At 67.5% G+C, this 19,830-nt stretch carries 17 protein-coding genes and 1 pseudogene; 13 read left to right on the forward strand and 5 right to left on the reverse strand.

Annotation, left to right across the window (positions count from 1 at the left end):
- Positions 1-90 precede the first annotated feature (90 nt).
- Positions 91-1,953, forward strand: coding sequence for a cell division endopeptidase DipM (gene dipM, locus ACW173_RS15700; RefSeq protein ID WP_492080936.1), 1,863 nt, complete (start codon positions 91-93; stop codon positions 1,951-1,953).
- A gap of 39 nt (positions 1,954-1,992) precedes the next feature.
- Here the strand turns inward: dipM and ACW173_RS15705 are convergent, their stop codons facing one another.
- Positions 1,993-2,241 carry a hypothetical protein gene (locus ACW173_RS15705; protein WP_492080937.1) on the reverse strand — a complete coding sequence of 83 codons (249 nt, stop codon included), beginning with the start codon at positions 2,239-2,241 and terminating at the stop codon, positions 1,993-1,995.
- Positions 2,242-2,318: 77 nt separating this feature from the next.
- Positions 2,319-3,170 carry an ATP-binding protein gene (locus tag ACW173_RS15710; RefSeq protein ID WP_492080938.1) on the reverse strand — a complete coding sequence of 284 codons (852 nt, stop codon included), beginning with the start codon at positions 3,168-3,170 and terminating at the stop codon, positions 2,319-2,321.
- A gap of 120 nt (positions 3,171-3,290) precedes the next feature.
- Between ACW173_RS15710 and yajC the strand changes: the two genes are divergently transcribed.
- The 4 genes from yajC to ACW173_RS15730 are packed head-to-tail and all read left to right on the forward strand — an operon-like array spanning position 3,291 to position 6,573.
- Complete coding sequence (gene yajC, locus ACW173_RS15715) at positions 3,291-3,596, forward strand: preprotein translocase subunit YajC (RefSeq protein WP_492080939.1); 306 nt, start codon at positions 3,291-3,293, stop codon at positions 3,594-3,596.
- A 60-nt stretch (positions 3,597-3,656) separates the two neighbouring features.
- Complete coding sequence (secD, locus tag ACW173_RS15720) at positions 3,657-5,258, forward strand: protein translocase subunit SecD (RefSeq protein WP_492080941.1); 1,602 nt, start codon at positions 3,657-3,659, stop codon at positions 5,256-5,258.
- A gap of 11 nt (positions 5,259-5,269) precedes the next feature.
- Positions 5,270-6,220 carry a protein translocase subunit SecF gene (gene secF, locus ACW173_RS15725; protein ID WP_492080942.1) on the forward strand — a complete coding sequence of 317 codons (951 nt, stop codon included), beginning with the start codon at positions 5,270-5,272 and terminating at the stop codon, positions 6,218-6,220.
- Positions 6,220-6,573 carry an Mth938-like domain-containing protein gene (locus ACW173_RS15730; protein WP_492080943.1) on the forward strand — a complete coding sequence of 118 codons (354 nt, stop codon included), beginning with the start codon at positions 6,220-6,222 and terminating at the stop codon, positions 6,571-6,573. Before secF ends, ACW173_RS15730 begins: the two co-directional genes overlap by 1 nt.
- Here ACW173_RS15730 and ACW173_RS15735 read toward each other — a convergent pair.
- Positions 6,570-7,265 carry a hypothetical protein gene (locus ACW173_RS15735; RefSeq protein WP_492080944.1) on the reverse strand — a complete coding sequence of 232 codons (696 nt, stop codon included), beginning with the start codon at positions 7,263-7,265 and terminating at the stop codon, positions 6,570-6,572. The two genes, ACW173_RS15730 and ACW173_RS15735, sit on opposite strands and share 4 nt — an antisense overlap.
- A gap of 131 nt (positions 7,266-7,396) precedes the next feature.
- On the opposite strand from ACW173_RS15735, the gene ACW173_RS15740 reads away from it, so the two are divergent.
- On the forward strand, positions 7,397-8,011 hold the full coding sequence (locus ACW173_RS15740) for a urate hydroxylase PuuD (protein WP_492080945.1): 615 nt from the start codon (positions 7,397-7,399) through the stop codon (positions 8,009-8,011).
- Between the two features lie 71 nt (positions 8,012-8,082).
- Positions 8,083-8,796, forward strand: a complete 714-nt coding sequence (locus ACW173_RS15745; protein ID WP_492080946.1) for a squalene/phytoene synthase family protein — start codon at positions 8,083-8,085, stop codon at positions 8,794-8,796.
- Between the two features lie 94 nt (positions 8,797-8,890).
- Here ACW173_RS15745 and ACW173_RS15750 read toward each other — a convergent pair whose 3' ends face one another.
- Entirely contained in the window at positions 8,891-10,984 is a 2,094-nt protein-coding gene (locus ACW173_RS15750) for a S9 family peptidase (protein WP_492080947.1), read from the reverse strand.
- 388 nt (positions 10,985-11,372) lie between these two features.
- Here ACW173_RS15750 and lpxC point away from each other — a divergent pair, with 388 nt between their 5' ends.
- From lpxC to recN, 3 genes are all read left to right on the forward strand, one after another.
- The gene (gene lpxC, locus ACW173_RS15755) at positions 11,373-12,269 is read left to right on the forward strand and encodes a UDP-3-O-acyl-N-acetylglucosamine deacetylase (protein WP_492080948.1); all 897 of its coding nucleotides are present in this window, start codon (positions 11,373-11,375) and stop codon (positions 12,267-12,269) included.
- Between the two features lie 102 nt (positions 12,270-12,371).
- Positions 12,372-13,301 carry an outer membrane protein assembly factor BamD gene (locus ACW173_RS15760; protein ID WP_492080949.1) on the forward strand — a complete coding sequence of 310 codons (930 nt, stop codon included), beginning with the start codon at positions 12,372-12,374 and terminating at the stop codon, positions 13,299-13,301.
- An 83-nt stretch (positions 13,302-13,384) separates the two neighbouring features.
- Positions 13,385-15,082: a DNA repair protein RecN gene (gene recN, locus ACW173_RS15765; protein ID WP_492080950.1), complete on the forward strand. Its 1,698-nt coding sequence runs from the start codon at positions 13,385-13,387 to the stop codon at positions 15,080-15,082.
- Here the strand turns inward: recN and ACW173_RS15770 are convergent.
- Positions 15,079-16,212, reverse strand: a complete 1,134-nt coding sequence (locus ACW173_RS15770; RefSeq protein WP_492080951.1) for an acyltransferase family protein — start codon at positions 16,210-16,212, stop codon at positions 15,079-15,081. The two genes, recN and ACW173_RS15770, sit on opposite strands and share 4 nt — an antisense overlap.
- Before the next feature lie 85 nt (positions 16,213-16,297).
- Between ACW173_RS15770 and ligA the strand changes: the two genes are divergently transcribed.
- From ligA to ACW173_RS15785, 3 genes and pseudogenes are all read left to right on the forward strand, one after another.
- A complete protein-coding gene (gene ligA, locus ACW173_RS15775) occupies positions 16,298-18,664 on the forward strand; it encodes an NAD-dependent DNA ligase LigA (RefSeq protein WP_492080952.1) in 2,367 nt (788 codons plus the stop codon).
- Positions 18,640-19,276 (forward strand): annotated as a pseudogene (locus ACW173_RS15780) (3'-5' exonuclease). The gene ligA and the pseudogene ACW173_RS15780 overlap by 25 nt, the downstream one beginning before the upstream one ends.
- A 126-nt stretch (positions 19,277-19,402) precedes the next feature.
- Positions 19,403-19,819, forward strand: a complete 417-nt coding sequence (locus ACW173_RS15785; protein WP_492080953.1) for a DUF2147 domain-containing protein — start codon at positions 19,403-19,405, stop codon at positions 19,817-19,819.
- Positions 19,820-19,830 lie beyond the last annotated feature (11 nt).

Below are 19,830 nucleotides of genomic sequence, written 5' to 3' on the forward strand. Positions count from 1 at the left end.
TGGAGGGCGCGGCCTTACGCGTCCTTCGGTGTTAAAGGTTGATTCACCCTGGCGGAGCCCTTTGGTGGCTCCGGCGGGAAAGGAGACGTCATGAGGCAGTTGTGGACGCAAGCGGCGGTGATCGCCCTGACGGCTGGAACGCTCTCCGCTTGCGCGACCGATGCGCCGCAGTACGCGGCGCGTGAGGGCCAGGCTCCAGCGCCCGCCACGACGCGTCCGACGCCCAATTTCCCGATCAGCCAGGCCCCGGCCCAGCCGCAGGCCGACGCGCCCGTCCAGAACACCCCGACCGAACGTGACGCGGCGGAGACCTTGCCGGCGCCTCAACCGATCCAGAGCCAGCCGCTGGCGCCGCCGGTGAGCCGCTCCGAACTGCCGCCCGCGCCGCAGCCGGCCCCGCGGCCCGTGTTCCGTCCGGTTCCGCCCAGGACCGTGGTCACCACCACCGTCACCGGTCCGGTCGTCAGTGTTCCGGGCAAGCCCCAGGTGCGCGTCGTTGAGTCCGGCGACGCCCTGGACGCCATCGCTCGCGGCATGGGCTCGACGCGCGCGGAGCTGGTCGAGCTTAACGACCTCAAGGCGCCGTATCGCCTGAAGCTGGGCCAGAAGATCAAGGGGCCGGCCAAGGACGACCAGAAGGCCTACGTGGTCCAGACCGGCGACACGATGTTCGCCATCGCCAAGCGCTTCAGCATCTCCGCCACCGATCTGGCGGAAGAGAACGACCTGACTTCCGGCGCGACGATCAAGAAGGGGCAGAAGCTGATCCTGCCGGACGGCTACAAGGACAAGGGCCCGACCAAGACCACCACGGTGATCCCGGGCACGCCCGGCTCGTCGACGACCCTGGCCGGCGACGAGCCCGCGGCCACGCGTCCGACCCCCTCGACCCCCGCCCCATCGCGCCCGACCTATCAGCCACCCGCGGAAGCCCCGGCGACCACCACCGTCAGCACCACCACGCTCAGCGTCACCGGCGCCGTCGTTTCGGTGGCCGGCCCGCGCCAGGTCCACACGGTCAAGTCGGGCGACACCCTGACCGCGATCGCCCGCAAGTTCGACATGAGCATCAAGGAGTTGGCCGACGCCAACGACCTGGACACCGACAAGCCGCTGAGGCTGGGCGCCAAGATCAAGGGGCCGGCGACCACGTCCAAGGCCTATGTCGCCCAAAGCGGCGACACCCTGACCGCCGTGGCCAAGCGCTTCAACGTCAGCGTCAGGGACCTGGCGGCCGAGAACGACCTGAGGACCAGCGCTTCGGTCAAGAAGGGCCAGAAGCTGGTCCTGCCCGACGGCTACAGGGACAAGGGTCCGATCAAGACCACGACCACGGTCAGCCGTCCGGCCCCGTCCGAGCCGACCAACACCTACGCCAAGGTCGAGACGCCGGCGCCGACCCCGTCCGCTCCGGTCCCGTATACGCCCAGCGGCAACAGCTATCCGCGTCCGAGCGCCCCGGTCGCCGCCCAGCCGGTGACCCCGCCGACCTCGACCGCGCGTCCGATCATCGAGAGCAGCGTCCCCCCGACCGAGGCCGAGATCATCGCCTCGGGCAAGGGCCGGTTCGCCTGGCCGGTGCGCGGCGACATCATTTCCGGCTTCGGTCCCAAGAGCACGGGGCAGCGCAACGACGGCGTGGACATCCGCTCGCCGCAGGGCACGCCGGTGCTGTCGGCCGCCGACGGCGAAGTGGCCTATGCCGGCAACCAGGTCCCGATGTACGGCAACCTTGTGCTGGTCAAGCACGCCGACGGCTGGGTCACGGCCTACGCCCACCTCTCCAGCATCAACGTCAAGATGCGCCAGTCGGTGCGCCAGGGCGAACAGCTGGGCGCGGTCGGCGCCACCGGCGGCACCAACGAGCCCAAGCTGCACTTCGAAATGCGCTATGCGCCCACGGTCAAGGACAAGGCCAAGCCGGTCGATCCGGGCCTAGTGCTTCCGCGCTGAGCAACAAGCGGCCCGCTTCGAAAGAGGCGGGCCGTTTCGCTATTCGCCACCCCAGCGCCAGCCCCAGGGCTTGTCGCTCTTGCGCCAGGCAATGAAGACGACGCCGAGGATCAGCCCGACATGGAAGCCGGTGAAGAGGCGAGGGTGGCTGGTCGCCAGGTGCGGCGCCAGGCTTGAGAGGGTGATCATGACGCCGGCGAAGCCGAGCAGCACCGCCCAGCCTTCCCAACTGCACGGCAGACCCGCGCCATAGCCGTATCGCTTCGTACGAAACCAAGGCTTGCCCATGGGCGCCTCCAGCGAACGTTGGGCCATTATCGCGCCGACGCCGCTGGACGGCAATCTCCAGGCGAGCGCGCCAGGCGCTAGGCCGGCAGCTTGACGCCCAGCTCGCCCGCCAGGTCGCGGATGAACTGCCAGGCCACGCGACCAGAGCGGGCCCCGCGCTGAGTCGACCACTGCAGGGCGCGGCGGTCCAGATCGTCGGCGTGCAGGCCAAAGCGCTCGGCATAACCGCGGATGGCCGCCAGATAGGTGTCCTGGTCCATGGGCGGGAAGCCGATCCACAGGCCGAAGCGATCGGAGACGCTCATCTCCTCTTCCGCGTTCTCGGCGGCGGCGATGGCGCCCTGGCGCTCGACGTGGTCGCGCGGCATCAGGTGGCGGCGGTTCGAGGTGGCGACGAACAGCACGTTCTCGGGCGGACCCGAGACGCCGCCCTCCAGCGCCGACTTCAGGGCCTTGGCCGCCGCCGCGCCGTCCTCGAACGAGAGGTCGTCGCAAAGCACCACGAAGCGCTCGGGCCGGGCGCGCAGCAGATCAAACAGCGGCGGCAGGGCGGTGACCTCGTCGCGATCGACCTCGATCAGCTTCAAGGTGGGGAATTCGTCGGCCAGGGCGACGAAGGCGGCCTTGGTCACCGAGCTCTTGCCCGTGCCGCGCACGCCCCACAGCAGGGTGTGGTTGCTAGGCACGCCAACGGCGAAGCGGCGTAGATTCTCGACGAAGCGGGTCTTCTGCCGATCGATGCCGACCAGGCTGTCCAGCGACAGCGGGTAGTCGGGCGCGGGTACGAAAGCCCCGGCGCCCGGCTCGTGCCGGAACAGGCGCGCGGCCTCGAAATCGGGCGTGGGCGGCGGCGGCGGGGCCAGGCGCTCCAGGGCGTCGGCGATGCGGGTGAGCAGGGGGCCGAGGGAGGACGAGTTCGCGTCAGTCATAGTCACGGTGCATACCGGGTGCGCTTGCATTGCAAAAGGGGAGGCGAACGCATAGCTTCCGCCGACTTGGCGCGACCCTATCTAAAGGCGGCGCGCCTCAGCGAATTTCTTGGAGTCCTCATGTCCGGCCTGAACGCTCAAATCATCCAACTGGCGCCCATCCTCCTGATGGTCGTGCTGTTCTACTTCATGCTGATCCGCCCGCAGCAGAAGCGCGCCAAGGAACACCAGAACATGCTGGCCAACCTGAAGCGCAACGACAGCGTCGTCCTGTCGTCGGGCGTGCTGGGCAAGATCGTCCGCGTCGAAGACAAGGAAGTCGGCGTCGAGATCGCCCAGGGCGTGACCGTGAAGGTCGTCAAGGGCATGATCACCGAGGTCCGCGCCAAGGGCGATCCGGCCCCGGCCAACGACGCCAAGAACTAAGGCGCTTTAAGAACACCCTGTCTCGAGGCGTTCGTAGCGCCGCCTGAAAAGTCACGATCCATGCTGACCCTTTCCCGCTGGAAGATCATCGCCGTAACGCTGTCGGTGATCTTCGGCATCCTGTTCTCCCTGCCCAACGTCATCCCGCAGAAGACGTTGGACGCCATGCCCGCTTGGCTGCCGCACCAGAAGCTGAACCTCGGCCTCGACCTGCAAGGCGGTTCGTACCTGCTGTACGAGGTCGACACCGAGGCGCTGCGTCGCGAGCGGCTGTCGAACATGGTCGAGGACGTGCGCACCCAGCTGCGCGCCGAGCAGATCCCGTTCGGCGAACTGGCCCAGCAGGGTGAAGTGGTCAGCGTCCGCATCGGCGACGCCGCGCGCTACAACGACGCTCTGAGCGTCCTGCGCAAGAACATCGGCGCGCCAATGGCCGGCGTGATCGGCGGTCGCGACGTGGCGATCGCCAGCAAGCCCGATCAGCGCATCGAGATCCGCTACGTGCCGGAAGCGATCCGCGCCGACGCCGCCAAGGCCGTCGAGCAGTCGATCGAGACCATCCGTCGCCGGATCGATAGCCTGGGCACCAAGGAGCCCTCGATCAACCGCCAGGGCGACAACCGGATCATGATCCAGGCCCCGGGCGAGAGCGATCCGGAGAAGCTGCGCAACGTCATCGGCAAGACCGCCAAGCTGACCTTCCAGATGGTCGACGACACGGTCACCCCCGAAGACGTCCAGGCCGGCCGCATCCCGCCGGGCTCGGAACTGCTGCAGAGCGAAGACGCCTACGCCCCGTACTATGTGCTCAAGAAGCGCGCCCTGGTCTCGGGTGAGGAGCTGACCAACGCCTCGCAGGGCTTCGACCCGCAGTCGGGCCACCCGGTTGTCCAGTTCGCCTTCAACGGCGTGGGCGCCCGCAAGTTCGGCGACGCCACCGCCCGCAACGTCGGCAAACGCTTCGCCATCGTCCTCGACAAGAAGGTGATCTCGGCGCCGACCATCAACGGCGCCATCACCGGCGGCAGCGGCATCATCACCGGTAACTTCACGGTCGAGAGCGCCAACGAGCTGTCGCTGCTGCTGCGGTCGGGCGCGCTGCCGGCGCCGCTGAACATCGAAGACCAGCGCACCGTCAGCGCCGAGCTGGGCGCCGACGCCGTCAAGGCCGGCTCGATCTCGCTGGCGATCGGCGCTGTGTCGATGTTCGTGTTCGTCGTCCTGGCCTATGGCCTGTTCGGCGGCTTCGCGGCCATCGCCCTGGTGGTCAACGTTCTGATGATCATCGGCATCATGTCGATGACCCAGGCGACGCTGACCTTCCCGGGCATCGCCGGCCTGATCCTGACCCTGGCCGTCGCCGTCGACGCCAACGTGCTTATCTATGAGCGCATGCGCGACGAGGCCAATGCCGGGCGCACGCCCATGGCCGCGGCCGACCACGGCTACCGGCTGGCCCTGACCTCGATCCTGGACGCCAACATCACCAGCCTGATCTCGGGCATGATCATGTTCGGCTTCGGCTCTGGCCCGGTGAAGGGCTTCGCCTGGACCCTGGTGATCGGCGTGTTCACGTCGCTGTTCACCGCCATCTTCATCACGCAAGTGCTCATCGGCTGGTGGTTCAAGGCCACCAAGCCGAAGAAGCTGCCGATCGCATAGGAGATCCGACCATGCGTTGGCCCCTCATTCGCTACATCCCGCGCTCGACCCACTATCAGTTCGTGCGCTGGGCGCCCGTCGCGGCCATCTTCTCGGCGGTCCTGATCGTCGGCTCGATCGCCTCGCTGTTCCTGCAAGGCCTGAACCTGGGCATCGACTTCAAGGGCGGCAACGCGCTGGAAATCGTCCGGGCCCAGGTCGTGTCGCAGTCCGAGCTGCGGACGGCGATGGACCAGATCGGCGTCCATGACGCCCAGGTCCAGCCGTTCACCAGCCAGCCCAACTCGGCGATGATCAAGTTCCTGCCCGAGAAGGGGCAGAGCGCCAGCGCCGCCTCGGCCCATGTCGAGGCCGAGCTGGTCAAGCGTTTCCCCGACCTGAAGGTGACCAGCCGCTCTCAGGTCGGCGCCAAGGTCTCGGGCGAACTGCTGATGTCGGGCTTCAAGGCCCTCGCCGTCGCCCTGCTGCTGACCCTGGGTTACATCTGGTTCCGCTTCGGCCTGTCTTACGGCACCGGCGCGGTCGTGGCCGTGATCCACGACATCGTGCTGACCCTGGGCCTGCTGTCGGTGGTGCACATCGAGTTCTCGATGACCGAGATCGCGGCCCTGCTGACGGTCATCGGTTACTCGATGAACGAGAAGGTCATCACCTTCGACCGCCTGAAAGAGAACCTGCGCAAGTACAAGACCACGCCGCTGCGCGACATCATCGACCTGTCGGAAAACGAGCGTCTGTCGCGGACGATCATCACCGGCACCACGGCCCTGCTGGCCCTGGGCGGCACGATGGCGTTCGGCGGTCCGGTGCTGTTCCCGCTGGTCACGACCATGATCTTCGGCATCATCATCGGCACCTACTCGTCGATCTACATCGCCCTGCCGATGATCCTGATCTGGGGCGTCAAGCGCGGCGACGAAGACGCCACGCCGATCAAGTTCGGCGCGGCCTCGCGTCCCTGATGCGTCAACCGCCGTCCATCGACGCCTGGGGCGGCGGCGGCTTCCGGGTCGCCGGCGACTGGCGGCCCGGCTCGTTGCTGATCATCGAGGATCAGCCGCGCGACTGGGCCGCGACGTCCCTCGCCGAGCTGACTCCCGAGTCGTTCGCCGAGGTGTTCGCCGCCGGCGGGGCCGTCGAGTTCGTGCTGCTGGGCACGGGTCTCAACAACGCGCTGCCGCCGCGTCACATCCGCGACGCCCTGAAGGACGCGGGCCTGGGCCTGGAGTTCATGAGCACCGAGGCCGCCGCGCGGACCTACAACGTGCTGGCCAGCGAAGGCCGTCGTCTGGCGGCGGCGCTGATCGCGGTCTAGGCCGTCTCGTCGACGATCGCGCCCGGCGCCTGGGTGCGATCCTTTTCCGCCTTGGCCTCCGCGCGCTCTTCCGCAGCCTTGCGCAGCATGCCGAGGGCAGCCTCGGCGACGCCACCGATCCGGTTCTCGTCAGTCAGGGCGTCCAGGGCGGCCTTGGCGTCGTCTGACAGTGAGAGCCGCACGGTCTCGTCCTTGGCGGTCTTCTCGGCCTTCTCCGCGGCCAGCTGCTGATCGCGGCCGTCGGCGTTCTCCTGCAGGAAGGCCTTCCAGCCTTCGATCGTCGGGGTCTGATCCAGGCTGGCGGTTCCCGCGAAGATCATCTTCTGCTGGGTGGCCGACATCTTGTTCAGGTGCGCGATCTGATCGGCCATCACATTGCCTTCACGCGAGGCGTTCATGCCTCTGGCGTTGAACGCGTCCGCCGCCTGCCGGATCTGCTTGGAGACGGCCGAATTGTTCCAGGTCGCGTTCAGGGCGTCGCGATCGGCCTGGCTGCTTTGCTGGAACCAGCCGCTCCTACCGCTGGCCGAGGTGACGATGGCCGTGGAGATCGCGATATAGGCGTCGATCTTCTGGTCCTCCGATGCGCCGGAGTCGTCGGCCAGGATCGCGGCCTGACGCATGACCTCGGCGACGACGCCACCGCTCGCGGTCGGCGGGGAAAGGATTTGAGGGGCGGCCGATACCTGCATGGCGGATCTCACTATGGCTCAACTACAGGTTATGGCGACGACCTTAAGGACTTCCTAGCGACCGACTTTGCCGACTCTGTTGAACGGTCCTATGGTCTCGCCAAGCTTTCGCAAGGACTGGGGGGGAAACGATGTCCGGACTACTTTCGAACTTCCGCAACACGATCATCGTCAGCGTGGTGCTGGCCCTGGTGATCATCATTGGCTACGGGCACAGCCCGCACGGCCATGACAGCAGCTACTTCCAGGCCATCTTCCGGCTGCTGCACGTCTGGTTCGGCATCCTGTGGATCGGGCTGCTGTACTATTTCAACTTCGTGCAGATCCGGGTGATGCCGCAGATCCCGGTCGAGCTGAAACCGGCGGTCAGCAAGTACATCGCGCCCGAGGCCCTGTTCTGGTTCCGCTGGGCGGCGCTGTTCACCTGGGTGATGGGCGTGATCCTGGCCTTCAGCCGGGGCTACCTGTTGGAAGCGGCGACCCTGGGCCTGGCCGGCGGCTACACGCCCGGCGTCGACATGGGCTTCACCTTCATCGGCACCGGCATGTGGCTGGCCACGGTGATGTTCCTGAATGTCTGGGTCTTCATCTGGCCGAACCAGAAGATCGCCCTTGGCATGGTCGAGGCCGACGCCGACGCCAAGGCCAAGGCGGCCAAGACGGCGATGCTGTTCTCGCGCGCCAACACCCTGCTCAGCATTCCGATGCTGGCGACGATGGCGATGAACCAGACGCTGTTCGGCTAAACACCGCCTGAAAATGCTGTAAGGGGAGGGCCCGCCGCGAATCCGCCGGCGGGCCTTTTCTGTTTGAGCTCATGGCCGATACCGAAACCCTCGACGATCTTGTCCGCCGCGTCGATCCCGACCGCTGGCTGGCCAGCCGGTTCATCGGCGACGCGGCCGCGCGAGCCGACGTGATCGCGCTCTACGCCATGAACTACGAGCTGGCCCGGGTGGCCGGCGGCGTCACCAACGCCTTGATGGGCGAGATACGCCTGACCTGGTGGCGCGAGGCCATGGAAGAGATCGCGGCCGGCAAGGCCCCGCGCAAGCATCCCAACGTCGAGGCCCTGGCCGCCGCGAAGTTCGATCCCAACGCCCTGGCGGCGCTGTCGGAAGCCCGTTTCACCGACCTGGACGAAGGTCCCCTGAGGGACGAGGCGGCGGTGCTGGCCTATGTCGACGGCACGGCCGGCGCGCTGGCGGTCTTGGCCGCGCGCCGGCTGGACCCGAGCGCCGACCCGCACGCCGTCAAGGGCGCGGCGCGGGCCTGGGGGCTTTCTGGGCTGTGGCGGTTGAAGCAGGCGGGGCGTGACCGGCTGCCGGCGGACTGGACGCGGGCGGATATGAAACGGCGGGTCGAAGACCAGCTTAAAGCGGCGCGCGGAGAGGTGAGGGGGCTGCCGGTGGCGGCCTTCCCAGCCGTGGCCCCCGCGGCCCTGGCGCGGGCCTATATGGCCGGGCGCGAGATGGGAGAGCTGGAAAAGAAGGCCCGGCTGACGGTGGCCGTCGCCACCGGAAAACTCTGACACAAACCCATCATCCGTCTCCCCGGCTTTCGCCAGGGAGACGGGATTTATGTCTGGATCCCGGCTCGAAGGCCGGGATGACCGCCTACCGCGGTCACTTCCCCGGCCGCGTGTTCCCCGTCCACTGGTCCAGCCAGTCCAGCACTTCCTTGTGCCACTGGACCGAGTTCTGGGCCTTCAGCACCCAGTGGTTCTCGTTCGGGAAATACAGGAACTTGCTGGGCACGCCCTTACGCTGCAGGGCGGTGAAGGCGCCCAGGCCCTGTTCGACCGGGATGCGGTAGTCCAGCTGGCCCTGGACGATCAGTTGCGGCTTGGTCCACTGGGCCACGTGATCGACCGGGTTGTACTTGTCGTAGGTCGTGTTCGGCGACCAAGGCGTGCCGCCGTTCTCCCATTCGGTGAACCACAGCTCCTCGGTGGCGTAACCCATGGCGCGGGTGTCGAAGACACCGTCGTGGGTCACCAGGCACTTCCAGGGCTGGCTCCAGTTGCCGGCGATCCAGTTGACCATGTAGCCGCCGTACGAGGCGCCCAGGGCGCAGGCGCGGTCGGCGTCCAGGAACGAATACTTCTGGGTCGCGAAGGCCCAGCCCTTCTGCAGGTCTTCCAACGGGCGGTCGCCCCAGTGCTGGCTGATCGCGTCGGTGAAGGCCTGGCCGTAGCCGGTCGAGCCATGGAAATCGACCATCACCACGGCATAGCCGGCATTGGCGTAGACCTGCGGATTCCAGCGGTACGACCAGCTGTTGCTGAACGAACCCTGCGGGCCGCCGTGGATCAGGAAGGCCACCGGATACTTCTTGGCCGGATCGAAGTTGGCGGGCTTCAGCACGAAGCCATGCACGGTCTCGTCGTTCCAGCCCTTGAAGTCGAACTGTTCGGGCTCGCCCCAGGCCACGTCCTTCAGCGCCTCGTCGCTGACGCTGGCCACGCGGATCGGCGGCCCCTTGGGCGCGAGCATGAACAGCTCCGACGGGCTCTTCAGCGAGTCGGAGGCGTAGACGACGCCGTTCGGGCCGACGTCGAAGGCGGTGACGTGGCCATCGCCGGTCAGGGCGGTGACCTTGCCGGTCTTGACGTCGATGGCGAACAGCTTGCCTTGGCCGACGTCCAGCGCGGTGGCGTAGATCGTCTTGCCGTCGCGACTCCAGGCGATCGAATCGGCCGACCGATCCCAGGTCGGGGCCAGTTCACGTAGCTGCTTGGTCGTTTCGTCATAGATCATGATCGCGAAGCGGTCGGCCTCGAAGCCGGGACGCTTCATGGCGCGATAGGCGATCAGCTTGCCGTCCGGCGAGGCGACGCCGGGCGTGTCCCAGGCCTTGTTGTCGGCGGTGTAGTTGACCGGCTTGCCCGAGCCATCCAGCGGCGCGCCCCACATGTCGTAGTTGGTGGTCCAGGGCTCGTCCTTGACCGCCACCTTGGCCGAGAAGATCACGCTCTTGCTGTCGAAGCTGATCGTGAAGTCCTCGTCGCCGCCATAGGGCTTGGTCGGCGTGTCGCCGTCGAAACCCTTCATCAGGTCGACCGGCTGGCCCGTGGCCAGGCCGCTGGCGTCCAGGCTGTAGGCGAAGAGGTGGTTCTTGGTCCCGTCGTTCCAGGTGTCCCAGTGGCGGACGAACAGCTTGTCGTAGACGACGCCCGTGGCCTTGGTCGCCGTCTTGGCCGCCAGGCGCGCCTCGGTGCACGAGAAGTCGGGGCAGTCGGGAAACACCGCCTGGCCGACGACGATGGTCTTGTCGTTTGGCGCGACCTTGTAGGCCAGCACGTCGAACGGCGCCGAGGTCACCTGGGTCGCGGTCTCGCCGCTGACGTCGGTGCGGAACACCTGCTCGGTCCCGCCCGCGCGGCTGGACGAGAAATAGATCGCCTTGCCGTCGGCGCTCCAGCGGCCGCTGGAGGCCCCGCCGTCCGAGATCTTCAGCCGGCGCGGGGCCATCTTGGTTTTCAGGTCGGCGACCCACAGGGACATCGAGGCCTTGTTGGCCGGATAGTCCATCGTCCGCACCGAATAGAGCACGAAACGGCCGTCGGGCGAGACGCGCGGATCGCTGAGTCGATCCAGGCTGGCCATGGCCTTGGCGGTGAACACATGAGGCTTTTGCGGCGCCTGCGCATAGGCCGCGCCGGACAGGGCGGCGGCAAGGACAGCGGCCGAGGCGGCGAAACGCAAGGTCTTGATCATGAAACCGAAATTCCCGGAAACGGTTATCCCATCTGGCGGCGGAGCCTAGTCCTGCTTTCGCCCACTCGCTAGGGCCTGCTGGTTCGCCCGCGAACCAGGTTGGCAGGCCCTAGATTTATAGAGTTCGAGCGCGTTTGGCGGCGAAACCGAGAACACTTTCGCCTAACGCGTTCGCGGAGCGAGGCAAGAGATTCCCGAGCACGGATCGCCGACCGGCGGTCTGTTTCGACGCATGCTTTCCTGTGACAAAACTGTAATTAAATCCGTCGGTTAGCGCGTAACAATCCGAAACAGACTTTGCTTTGCCGCGACGCAGCATCGGGCCTAGATGCTAAGACGGGGCGAAAGGACGGCCGTAGAGCTGTCCGTCCAACGATAAGGGTCTCTAGTGTCGGCTTCGGGTTATTTTCAGCACACGGTCGCGGGGCCGGTGATCTTCGCGGGGATCGGCCTGCACACGGGGACGCATGTGCGCGTCTCGGTGCGTCCGGCGGCTCCCGACGCGGGGATCGTCTTCGTGCGGACCGATGTGCATGACCGCGACAATCGTGTCCCCGTCACCGCCGAGTCGGTCTGTCAGACGCAACTGGGCACCGTGATCCGCAATGGCGAGGACGTCCGCGTCTCGACCATCGAGCACCTGATGGCGGCCCTGGCGGCCCTCTCGATCGACAACTGCGTCGTCGAGCTGGACGGCCCGGAAGTGCCGATCATGGACGGCTCGTCCGAGCCCTTCGTCCAGATCCTGGACCGCGCCGGCCGCCGCAAGCAGGAAGCCGTCCGCCAATATATCGAGATCCTGGCCCCGATCACGGTGGAGGAGGGCGACAAGCGCGCCAGCCTGCTGCCGTCGGATCGTTTCGAAGTGGCCTTCGAGATCGCCTTCGGCTCCAAGGCCATCGGTCGCCAAGCCGTTGACCTGGTCGTCGACGAAGAATCGTTCCGCGCCGAGCTCTCGGAATGCCGCACCTTCGGCTTCGTTCGCGATGTCGAGGCCCTGCGCGCCATCGGCCTGGCCCGTGGCGGCTCGATGGAAAACGCCGTGGTCATCGACGGCGACCGCGTGCTGAACCCGGAAGGCCTGCGCCGTCCGGACGAGTTCGTGCGCCACAAGGCGCTGGACGCCATCGGCGACCTTTATGTGCTGGGCAAGCCCATCCTGGGCCGCTTCGAAGGCGTTCTGGCCGGTCATGGCCTCAATAACGCCGCGGTTAGAGCGTTGCTGTCCCAGCCGCGCGCCTGGCGCCTTCGCGCTCTCGCGACGGAACTAGCCGAAGCGGTTTAAAGGGGGGCGTCCCCAAGCTCGAGGCTCGGCCTTCGCATTTGCGCCTTTCACGGCGTGGTGTAGAAGCCTTCCACGGCGCAGGGGCGCGCGTTTGCTTCGAAGGTGAGAGACTCCGTGCTTCGTAATTTCTCGGGACGTTCGGCCGTCACTATCGCCGCTGTGCTCGCCGCCGTGTCGGTGGCGGGTTGCGCCGGCAAGTCCAAGAAGCCGACCCTCGCCTACGAAGAGCGCCCCGTCGAACTGCTGTATTCCACGGGCGCCGATCGCCTGGACCGCGGCAGCTGGAACGAGGCCGTCGACTATTTCCGCGAGGTCGAGCGCCAGCACCCCTATTCAGAATGGTCGCGCCGGTCGATCCTAATGACTGGCTACGCCCACTACATGGGCAACCAGTACAACGAAGCCATCGGCGACGCCGACCGCTTCATCTCGCTGTACCCGGGTAACCCGTCGGCCCAGTACGCCTTCTATCTGAAGGCCATCTGCTATTTCGAACAGATCGTCGACGTGAACCGCGACCAGGCCGCGACCGAGCAGGCCCTGGCCTCGCTGCGTGACGTCGTCCAGCGTTATCCGAACACCGAATACGCCACCGACGCCCGCCTGAAGATCGACATGGTCAACGACCAGCTGGCCGGCAAGGAAATGGCCATCGGTCGTTATTACCTGAAGAATGGCCAGACCCTGGCCGCCATCGGCCGCTTCAAGACCGTGCTCGAACGTCACCAGACGACCTCGCACACGCCCGAAGCCCTGTTCCGCCTGGTCGAGGGCTACATGACCCTGGGCCTGCTCGAGGAAGCCAAGCGCAACGGCGCGATCCTGGGCTACAACTTTCCGGGCGATCGCTGGTACGCCGACGCGTACAAGCTGCTCAACGACAACGGTCTGCGTCCCGCCGTCGAGCCGCTGAAGGCGGGCACCAAGCGCAACGCCCTGGAGCGTATCCTGTCGAAGGACAAGAGCACGACCCTTGCGCCCCCCGGCGAAAAGAAGGCCAAGAAGGGCCTGATGGGCGTCCTGGGCATGTAACGACGACAGGATCGGTCACATGATCCTGTTTCGTTCTACCTTTGCGCTTTGAAAAACTCTGATTCCCGGCGATCTTGCGCGTCATGCTGATCGGCCTCTCCATCCGTGACGTCGTGCTCATCGAGAGCCTGGACCTGGCCATCGGCGAGGGCCTGACCGCGCTGACCGGCGAGACCGGGGCCGGCAAGTCGATCATTCTGGACGCCCTGGGCCTGGCCACCGGCGCGCGCGCCGACGCCGGCTTGGTGCGCCGAGGAGCCGCCGGCCACGCCTCGGCCACCGCCATGTTCGCCCTGACGGCCGACCACCCGGCCTTCGCCTATCTCGACGAGAAGGGTCTCGACTACGGCCGCGACGAGGACCTGGTCCTGCGTCGTCAGCTGTCGCCTGACGGCCGCTCGCGGGCTTTCGTCAACGACCAGGCCACCAGCGTCGGGGTGCTGAAGGACCTCGGCGCTCTGCTGCTCGAGGTTCATGGCCAGCACGAGACCGTCGGCCTTCTGGATCCCAAGACCCATCGTGGCCTGCTGGACGCCTTCGGCGGCGTGTCGGTCGGCGCCGTCGGGGCGGCGTGGAGCGGCTGGCGCGCCGCCCGCCAGAAGGCCGACGATCTGCGGGATCTGGCTGGCCGCGCCGCCGCCGAGACCGAGGAACTGACCCTCCGCCTCTCCGAACTGGACCGTCTGGACCCCCGCGAGGGCGAGGAACAGAGCCTGGCCGACGAACGGGCGCTGCTCAGCTCGGCCGAGAAGGCCATGGCCGACATCGCCTCGGCCCAGGACGCCTTGGGCGGCGACAACTTCACGGGCAAGCTGGCCCAGGCCTATCGCGCCCTGGAACGGGCCCGCGACCGCGCGCTGCAGGCCGGCGCGCCGGCCGAGGGCACGGCCATGACCCGCCTGTCGGCCGCCTGCGAGGCGGTCGACCGCGCCATCGTCGAGGCGCAGGAAGCCACCGCCGCCATCGACGCGGTCGCCGAGAGCTTCGAGTTCGAGCCCGATCGCCTGGAAAAGGCCGAGGAGCGCCTGTTCGCCCTGCGCGGCATGGCCCGCAAACTCAATGTCTTGGTCGAGGATCTGCCGGCCAAGCGCGCCGAGTTCGCCGCCCGCCTGCAAGCCATCGAGACCTCCGAGGACGCCCTGAAGGTCGCCGACGCCGAGGCCGCCGAGGCTCGCGAGGCCTATCTCTTCGCCACGGAAGCCTTGTCGGCCGAACGCCGCGCCGCTGGCGACGCCCTGGCCAAGGCCGTCGAGGCCGAGCTGACCCCGCTGAAGCTGGAGAAGGCCAAGTTCCGGGTCGCGGTCGAGCCCTTGCCCGAGGACCGCGCCGGTCCGACGGGTCTCGACCGCATCGCCTTCGAGATCTCGACCAATCCCGGCGCGCCGTTCGGTCCTATGGAGACCATCGCCTCGGGCGGCGAACTGGCCCGCTTCGCGCTGGCCCTGAAGGCGGCCTTGGCCACCCGCAGCGGCGGCCCGCAGCCTCTGATGATCTTCGACGAGGTCGACCAGGGCGTCGGGGGGGCCGTGGCCGACGCGGTGGGCCTGCGCCTCAAGCGCCTGGCCGCCAACGCCCAGGTGCTGGTCGTGACCCACTCGGCCCAGGTCGCCGCGCGCGGCGACGCCCACTGGCGAATCTCCAAGTCCGGCGACGACACGTCCACGCGGACCAAGGTCGAGCCGTTGACCCCCGCTCAGCGCGAGGAGGAGATCGCCCGGATGCTGTCGGGGGCCGAGGTCACCGAGGCCGCGCGGGCGGCGGCGCGGGCGTTGATCGCTTAGGCGCTGACGGGCGTCGCGCTGACGGTGGGCGTCTTCGCCCGAGCCTGCCGCGTCTTGATCCACGCCTGCAACGGCGCATCGACCATCCGCTCGAACACCCACGCCACGACGATCGTCGCCGGAATGGCCATGGCCCACAGCGCCCAGGTCGCGGCGACGGGCAGGCCGAGCTTGCTCTCGACCAGGCGCACCACGCCGAACCACACGGCCGCGGTCAGCGAATTGGTCAGGAACAGCGAGAACGACAGCTTGCCGGCCGCGCCCGCCCAGCGCCATGCGCGGGGCTTGGACGCGCCGGCCGCATAGATCAGGAAGGCCAGCAGGGCCAGGCTGAAGTGGTCGAAGTTCCCCAGGCCCTGGACGCCGATGACGATGGCCAGGGTGGCGAGGGCCAGCGGCAGGGCTTGGCGACGCGCCAGGGTCGTGACGGGCAGGCGAGCGACCAGCAGGCCGATCATGAACAGCGGCACGCCGCGGATCAGGCCAAACCGCAGCGGCAGCTGATAGCTGGGCACGTCGAAGACCATCAGGGCGGTAAAATCGATGGCGACCCAGGCGCAGACGCCCATGGCCAGCAGTTGCAGCGGACGCTGGGTGGCGGCGACCTTGCGCCAGACCATCGGGAACAGGGCGTAGGCGACGATCAACGCCGACAGGGTCCAGGTGGGCATGTTCCAGCCGGAGGTCCCGGGCACGAACCAGGCTTGGACCAGGAAGATCTGCGGCAGCAGCTGATCCCACTGGAACCACCGCGGGTTCTGCGGGGCTAGGCCGATGGCCGACGTGCCGACGAAGAAGGCGACGAACAGGGCCAGCATCACCAGGTGCGGCGGCCAGATGCGCTGCACGCGGCGTTTCAGGAAGGTCACGGTATCGACTTCAGCGCCAAGCACGCGGGGGCCGTAGGTGCGAGCCAGGACGTAGCCCGACAACATCAGGAAGAAATCGGTCGCCAGATAGCCGCGCCCGAAGGCCGGAGACAGGCTGAACAACGACACCGGCGCGCGCTCGGCCACGTGGTAAAGCACGATGAACAGCGCCGCCAGGAAGCGCAGGGCGTCCAGCGGACCGTCCCGCGACAGGACAGGCAGGGCGGCCGCGCGAGCGGAAACTGTACCGGCTTTGAACATCGAAGGCTCCTTCCAGCCTTCGGTCGCAAGGTTGGCGCCACGTTGCTAACCTGCCCGCACTTCCCGCCTTTCGGATTCGCCGCCCGTGTCCCTGATCCCCATCGCCGACCTCACCGAAGCCCAGGCCGTCGAGGAACTGGAACGCCTGGCCGACGCGCTGACCGCCCACGACCTGGCCTATCACCAGCAGGACGCGCCCACGATCAGTGACGGCGATTACGACGCCCTCAAACGTCGCAACCTCGACATCGAGACCCGCTTCCCGCACCTGGTGCGCGACAATTCCCCGTCCATGCGGGTGGGGGCCGCGCGGGCCGAGCAGTTCTCGCCGGTCGAGCACGGCGTGCCGATGCTCAGCCTCGACAACGCCTTCTCCAACGACGAGGCGACCGAGTTCGACGCGCGGATCCGGCGGTTCCTGCGCCTGTCGCCGACCGACACGGTGGCCTACACCGCCGAGCCCAAGATCGACGGCCTGTCGGCTTCGCTGCGCTATGAGAAGGGCGTCTTGGTCCAGGGCGCGACGCGGGGCGATGGCCGGGTGGGCGAGGACGTCACCGCCAACCTGCGCACCATCGCCGACATCCCGCACCGCCTGAAGGGTTCTGGTCTTGAAGGGGGGGGCTGGCCTGACGTGATCGAGGTGCGCGGCGAGGTCTATGTCGAACTCGCCGCCTTCGCTGCCTTCAACGCCGCCGCCGAGGAGGCCGGCCAGCGCACCTACGCCAACCCCCGCAACTTCGCCGCCGGCTCGCTGCGCCAGATCGATCCCAAGATCAGCGCCCAACGGCCGCTGCGCTTCTTCGGCTATGCCTGGGGTCTGGTCTCCGAACCTTTCGCTGAAAGCCAGTGGGGGGCGCTGGAAAAGCTCTCCGAATGGGGCTTCGTGACCACGGCTCCGCCGGCCAAGCGGGTCGAGAACGCCCAAGGCCTGCTGGACGTCTATGCCGCGTTCGAAACCCTGCGCCCGACCTTGGGCTTCGACATCGACGGCGTCGTCTACAAGGTCGACGACCTGGAGCAGCAGCGCCGACTGGGGTTCGTCTCGCGCTCGCCGCGCTGGGCCATCGCCCGCAAGTTCCCCGCCCAGCGGGCCCGCACCATCCTGGAAGCGATCGACCTGCAGGTCGGCCGCACCGGCGCGATCACGCCCGTGGCGCGGCTGAAGCCCGTGACGGTCGGCGGCGTCTCGGTGACCAACGCCACCCTGCACAATGGCGACGAGATCGCCCGTCTGGACGTGCGCATCGGCGACACCGTGGTGATCCAGCGGGCCGGCGACGTGATCCCGCAGATCGTCGAGGTGGCGCTGGAGGCGCGGCCCGATCCCGCGCCGGAGCCGTATGAATTCCCGCACATCTGCCCTTGCCCGCTACAAACCCCGCTGGCGCGCGAGGTCACGGCCTCGGGCCAGGAGTCGGTGGTGCGACGCTGCACCGGCGAGTTCGCCTGTCCGTTCCAGCGGGTCGAGCACCTGCGCCACTTCGTCTCCCGCCGCGCCTTCGACATCGAGGGGCTAGGTGAGAAGCAACTTCAGGCCTTCTTCGACGAGGGCTGGATCACCGAGCCGGCCGACATCTTCAAGCTGGCCAAGGACGAGGAGAAGCTGGCGGCCCTGCGTGAGCGCGACGGCTATGGCGAGACCTCGGTCACCAACCTGATCAAGGGCATCGACGCGCGCCGCACGATCGGCCTGGACCGGATGATCTACGGTCTGGGCGCGCGGGATATCGGCGAGACGACCTCGACCGTCCTGGCCCGCAACTTCGACCGCTTCGAGGACCTGCAAGCCGCCGCCGAGGCCGCCGCCAAGGGGCTGCCGGGCGAGACCTATCTGGAGCTGTCGACCGCCCAGGGAGTCGGGCCCAAGGCGCTGGACCTGCTGATCGAGGCGGGAAAGGGCGGTCTCGTCGCCGATCCCTGGCCCCAGACCGACGACCTGGAAATCAAGATCGGCCACGCCGTGCCCAAGCTGACCAAGCCCGCCAAGGCGGCGCTGGCTCAGCGCTACGGGACCTGGGACGCCTTCGCGCAAGGCCTGTCCGAGGCCGCCTCGGGCGCGCCCGGCGATGACTATCTGCACCTGGCCGCCGTCGACGGCGTCGGCCCCGTGGCCGCCCAGTCGCTGGCCCGGTTCTTCGCCGAGGAACACAACCGCGCCAAGGTCGCCAATCTGGTCGCCGAGCTGGACATCCAGCCGGTCGCCAAGCCCAAGACCGACACCGCCGTGGCCGGCAAGACCATCGTCTTCACCGGCGCGCTGGAGAAGATGACCCGCGACGAGGCCAAGGCGCAGGCGGAAAGCCTTGGCGCCAAGGTCGCCTCGTCGGTGTCGAAAAAGACCAACCTGGTCGTCGCCGGCCCCGGCGCGGGCTCCAAGCTTAAGACCGCCACCGAACTCGGCATCCAGGTGATGACCGAGGACGAGTGGCTGGACATGGTCGCCAAATGAAGGTCATCGCGCTCGACTTCGAGACCGCCAACGAGCAGCGGTCCAGCCCGTGTTCCATCGGCCTGGCCTGGATCGAGGACGGCCAGGTGGCGCGCATCGAGCATCACTACATCCGCCCGCCGGGCAACCGCTTCGCGCGGTTCAACATCGCCTTCCACGGCATCGGTCCCGAGCATGTCGAGGACGCCGAGGAGTGGCCCGACGTGCTGGAGCGCCTGCGGCCCGAACTGGAGGGCGCGCTGGTTCTGGCCCACAACGCCTCGTTCGACGTCAGCGTGATCCGCCGCACCTGCGAGCACTACGACGTGCGGGCGCCGGGGTTCGATTATCTGTGTACGGTGCAGGTGGCGCGCGGCGTCTGGCCGGACCTGCCGTCGCACAAGCTGAATGTGGTCTGCGGCCACCTGGGCGTCGACTTCGCCCACCACGACGCGGCGGCGGACGCCTATGCCTGCGGTCAGGTGGCGCTGGCGGCGGCCAGCCTGGAACGGCGGAGTACATGTTCGAGAGCTTCACAGCCGGCTTGGAATGACGTGGGGCCGGCTGGATCACGACGGCTACACGCCGCCCAAAGGCGCGGTCAGCGCCCGCCGGCCGCGCGTCTTCGGCTGAGGCGCATCGCCGCAACCGCAATTCCCGCCTCGTTTTCGCCTTCGGCCTTGTCCTGAGTGGGGGATCACGCAACGAATGGCGTCAAACGCGCATTCGAAATGCGTGAAGGTTCTTTGGGAGTACCGAATGCTGCGCACTATCCTGATCGCCGCCGCCATGACCGTCACGGCCGGCTCGGCCTTCGCCGCCGACGTGACCGGCCTGTGGGCCACGCCGAGCAATGGCGGCCAGGTCGAGATCGCCCGCTGCGGCAACAGCCTGTGCGGAAAGCTGGTGACCTCGAACCCCATCAAGACCGACCCGGCCCGCAAGGACGCCAGGAACAAGGACGAGGCCCAGCGCAACCGTCCGCTGAAGAACCTGCAGATGCTGTACGACTTCACCGGCGGCCCGACCAAGTGGACGGGCGGCAAGGTCTATAATCCCGAGGACGGCGGCACCTATTCGGGCACGATCGAGCTGCTCAGCGACAACGAACTGAAGCTGAAGGGCTGCATCGTCGCGCCGCTGTGCAAGACGCAGAAGTGGACGCGGATCCGCTAGGCCGTCCGCCT

It is taken from the genome of Caulobacter sp. ALps2 (assembly GCF_058681635.1).

Coding starts and splice junctions, on each gene's coding strand:
- ACW173_RS15730 (WP_492080943.1), top strand. CDS start 6,220: ATGCGTCAACCGCCGTCCATCGACGCCTGGGGCGGCGGCGGCTTCCGG.
- dipM (WP_492080936.1), top strand. CDS start 91: ATGAGGCAGTTGTGGACGCAAGCGGCGGTGATCGCCCTGACGGCTGGA.
- ACW173_RS15705 (WP_492080937.1), bottom strand. CDS start 2,241: ATGGGCAAGCCTTGGTTTCGTACGAAGCGATACGGCTATGGCGCGGGT.
- ACW173_RS15785 (WP_492080953.1), top strand. CDS start 19,403: ATGCTGCGCACTATCCTGATCGCCGCCGCCATGACCGTCACGGCCGGC.
- secF (WP_492080942.1), top strand. CDS start 5,270: ATGCGTTGGCCCCTCATTCGCTACATCCCGCGCTCGACCCACTATCAG.
- ACW173_RS15750 (WP_492080947.1), bottom strand. CDS start 10,984: ATGATCAAGACCTTGCGTTTCGCCGCCTCGGCCGCTGTCCTTGCCGCC.
- ACW173_RS15735 (WP_492080944.1), bottom strand. CDS start 7,265: ATGCAGGTATCGGCCGCCCCTCAAATCCTTTCCCCGCCGACCGCGAGC.
- secD (WP_492080941.1), top strand. CDS start 3,657: ATGCTGACCCTTTCCCGCTGGAAGATCATCGCCGTAACGCTGTCGGTG.
- recN (WP_492080950.1), top strand. CDS start 13,385: ATGCTGATCGGCCTCTCCATCCGTGACGTCGTGCTCATCGAGAGCCTG.
- ACW173_RS15745 (WP_492080946.1), top strand. CDS start 8,083: ATGGCCGATACCGAAACCCTCGACGATCTTGTCCGCCGCGTCGATCCC.
- ACW173_RS15740 (WP_492080945.1), top strand. CDS start 7,397: ATGTCCGGACTACTTTCGAACTTCCGCAACACGATCATCGTCAGCGTG.
- ACW173_RS15770 (WP_492080951.1), bottom strand. CDS start 16,212: ATGTTCAAAGCCGGTACAGTTTCCGCTCGCGCGGCCGCCCTGCCTGTC.
- yajC (WP_492080939.1), top strand. CDS start 3,291: ATGTCCGGCCTGAACGCTCAAATCATCCAACTGGCGCCCATCCTCCTG.
- ACW173_RS15710 (WP_492080938.1), bottom strand. CDS start 3,170: ATGACTGACGCGAACTCGTCCTCCCTCGGCCCCCTGCTCACCCGCATC.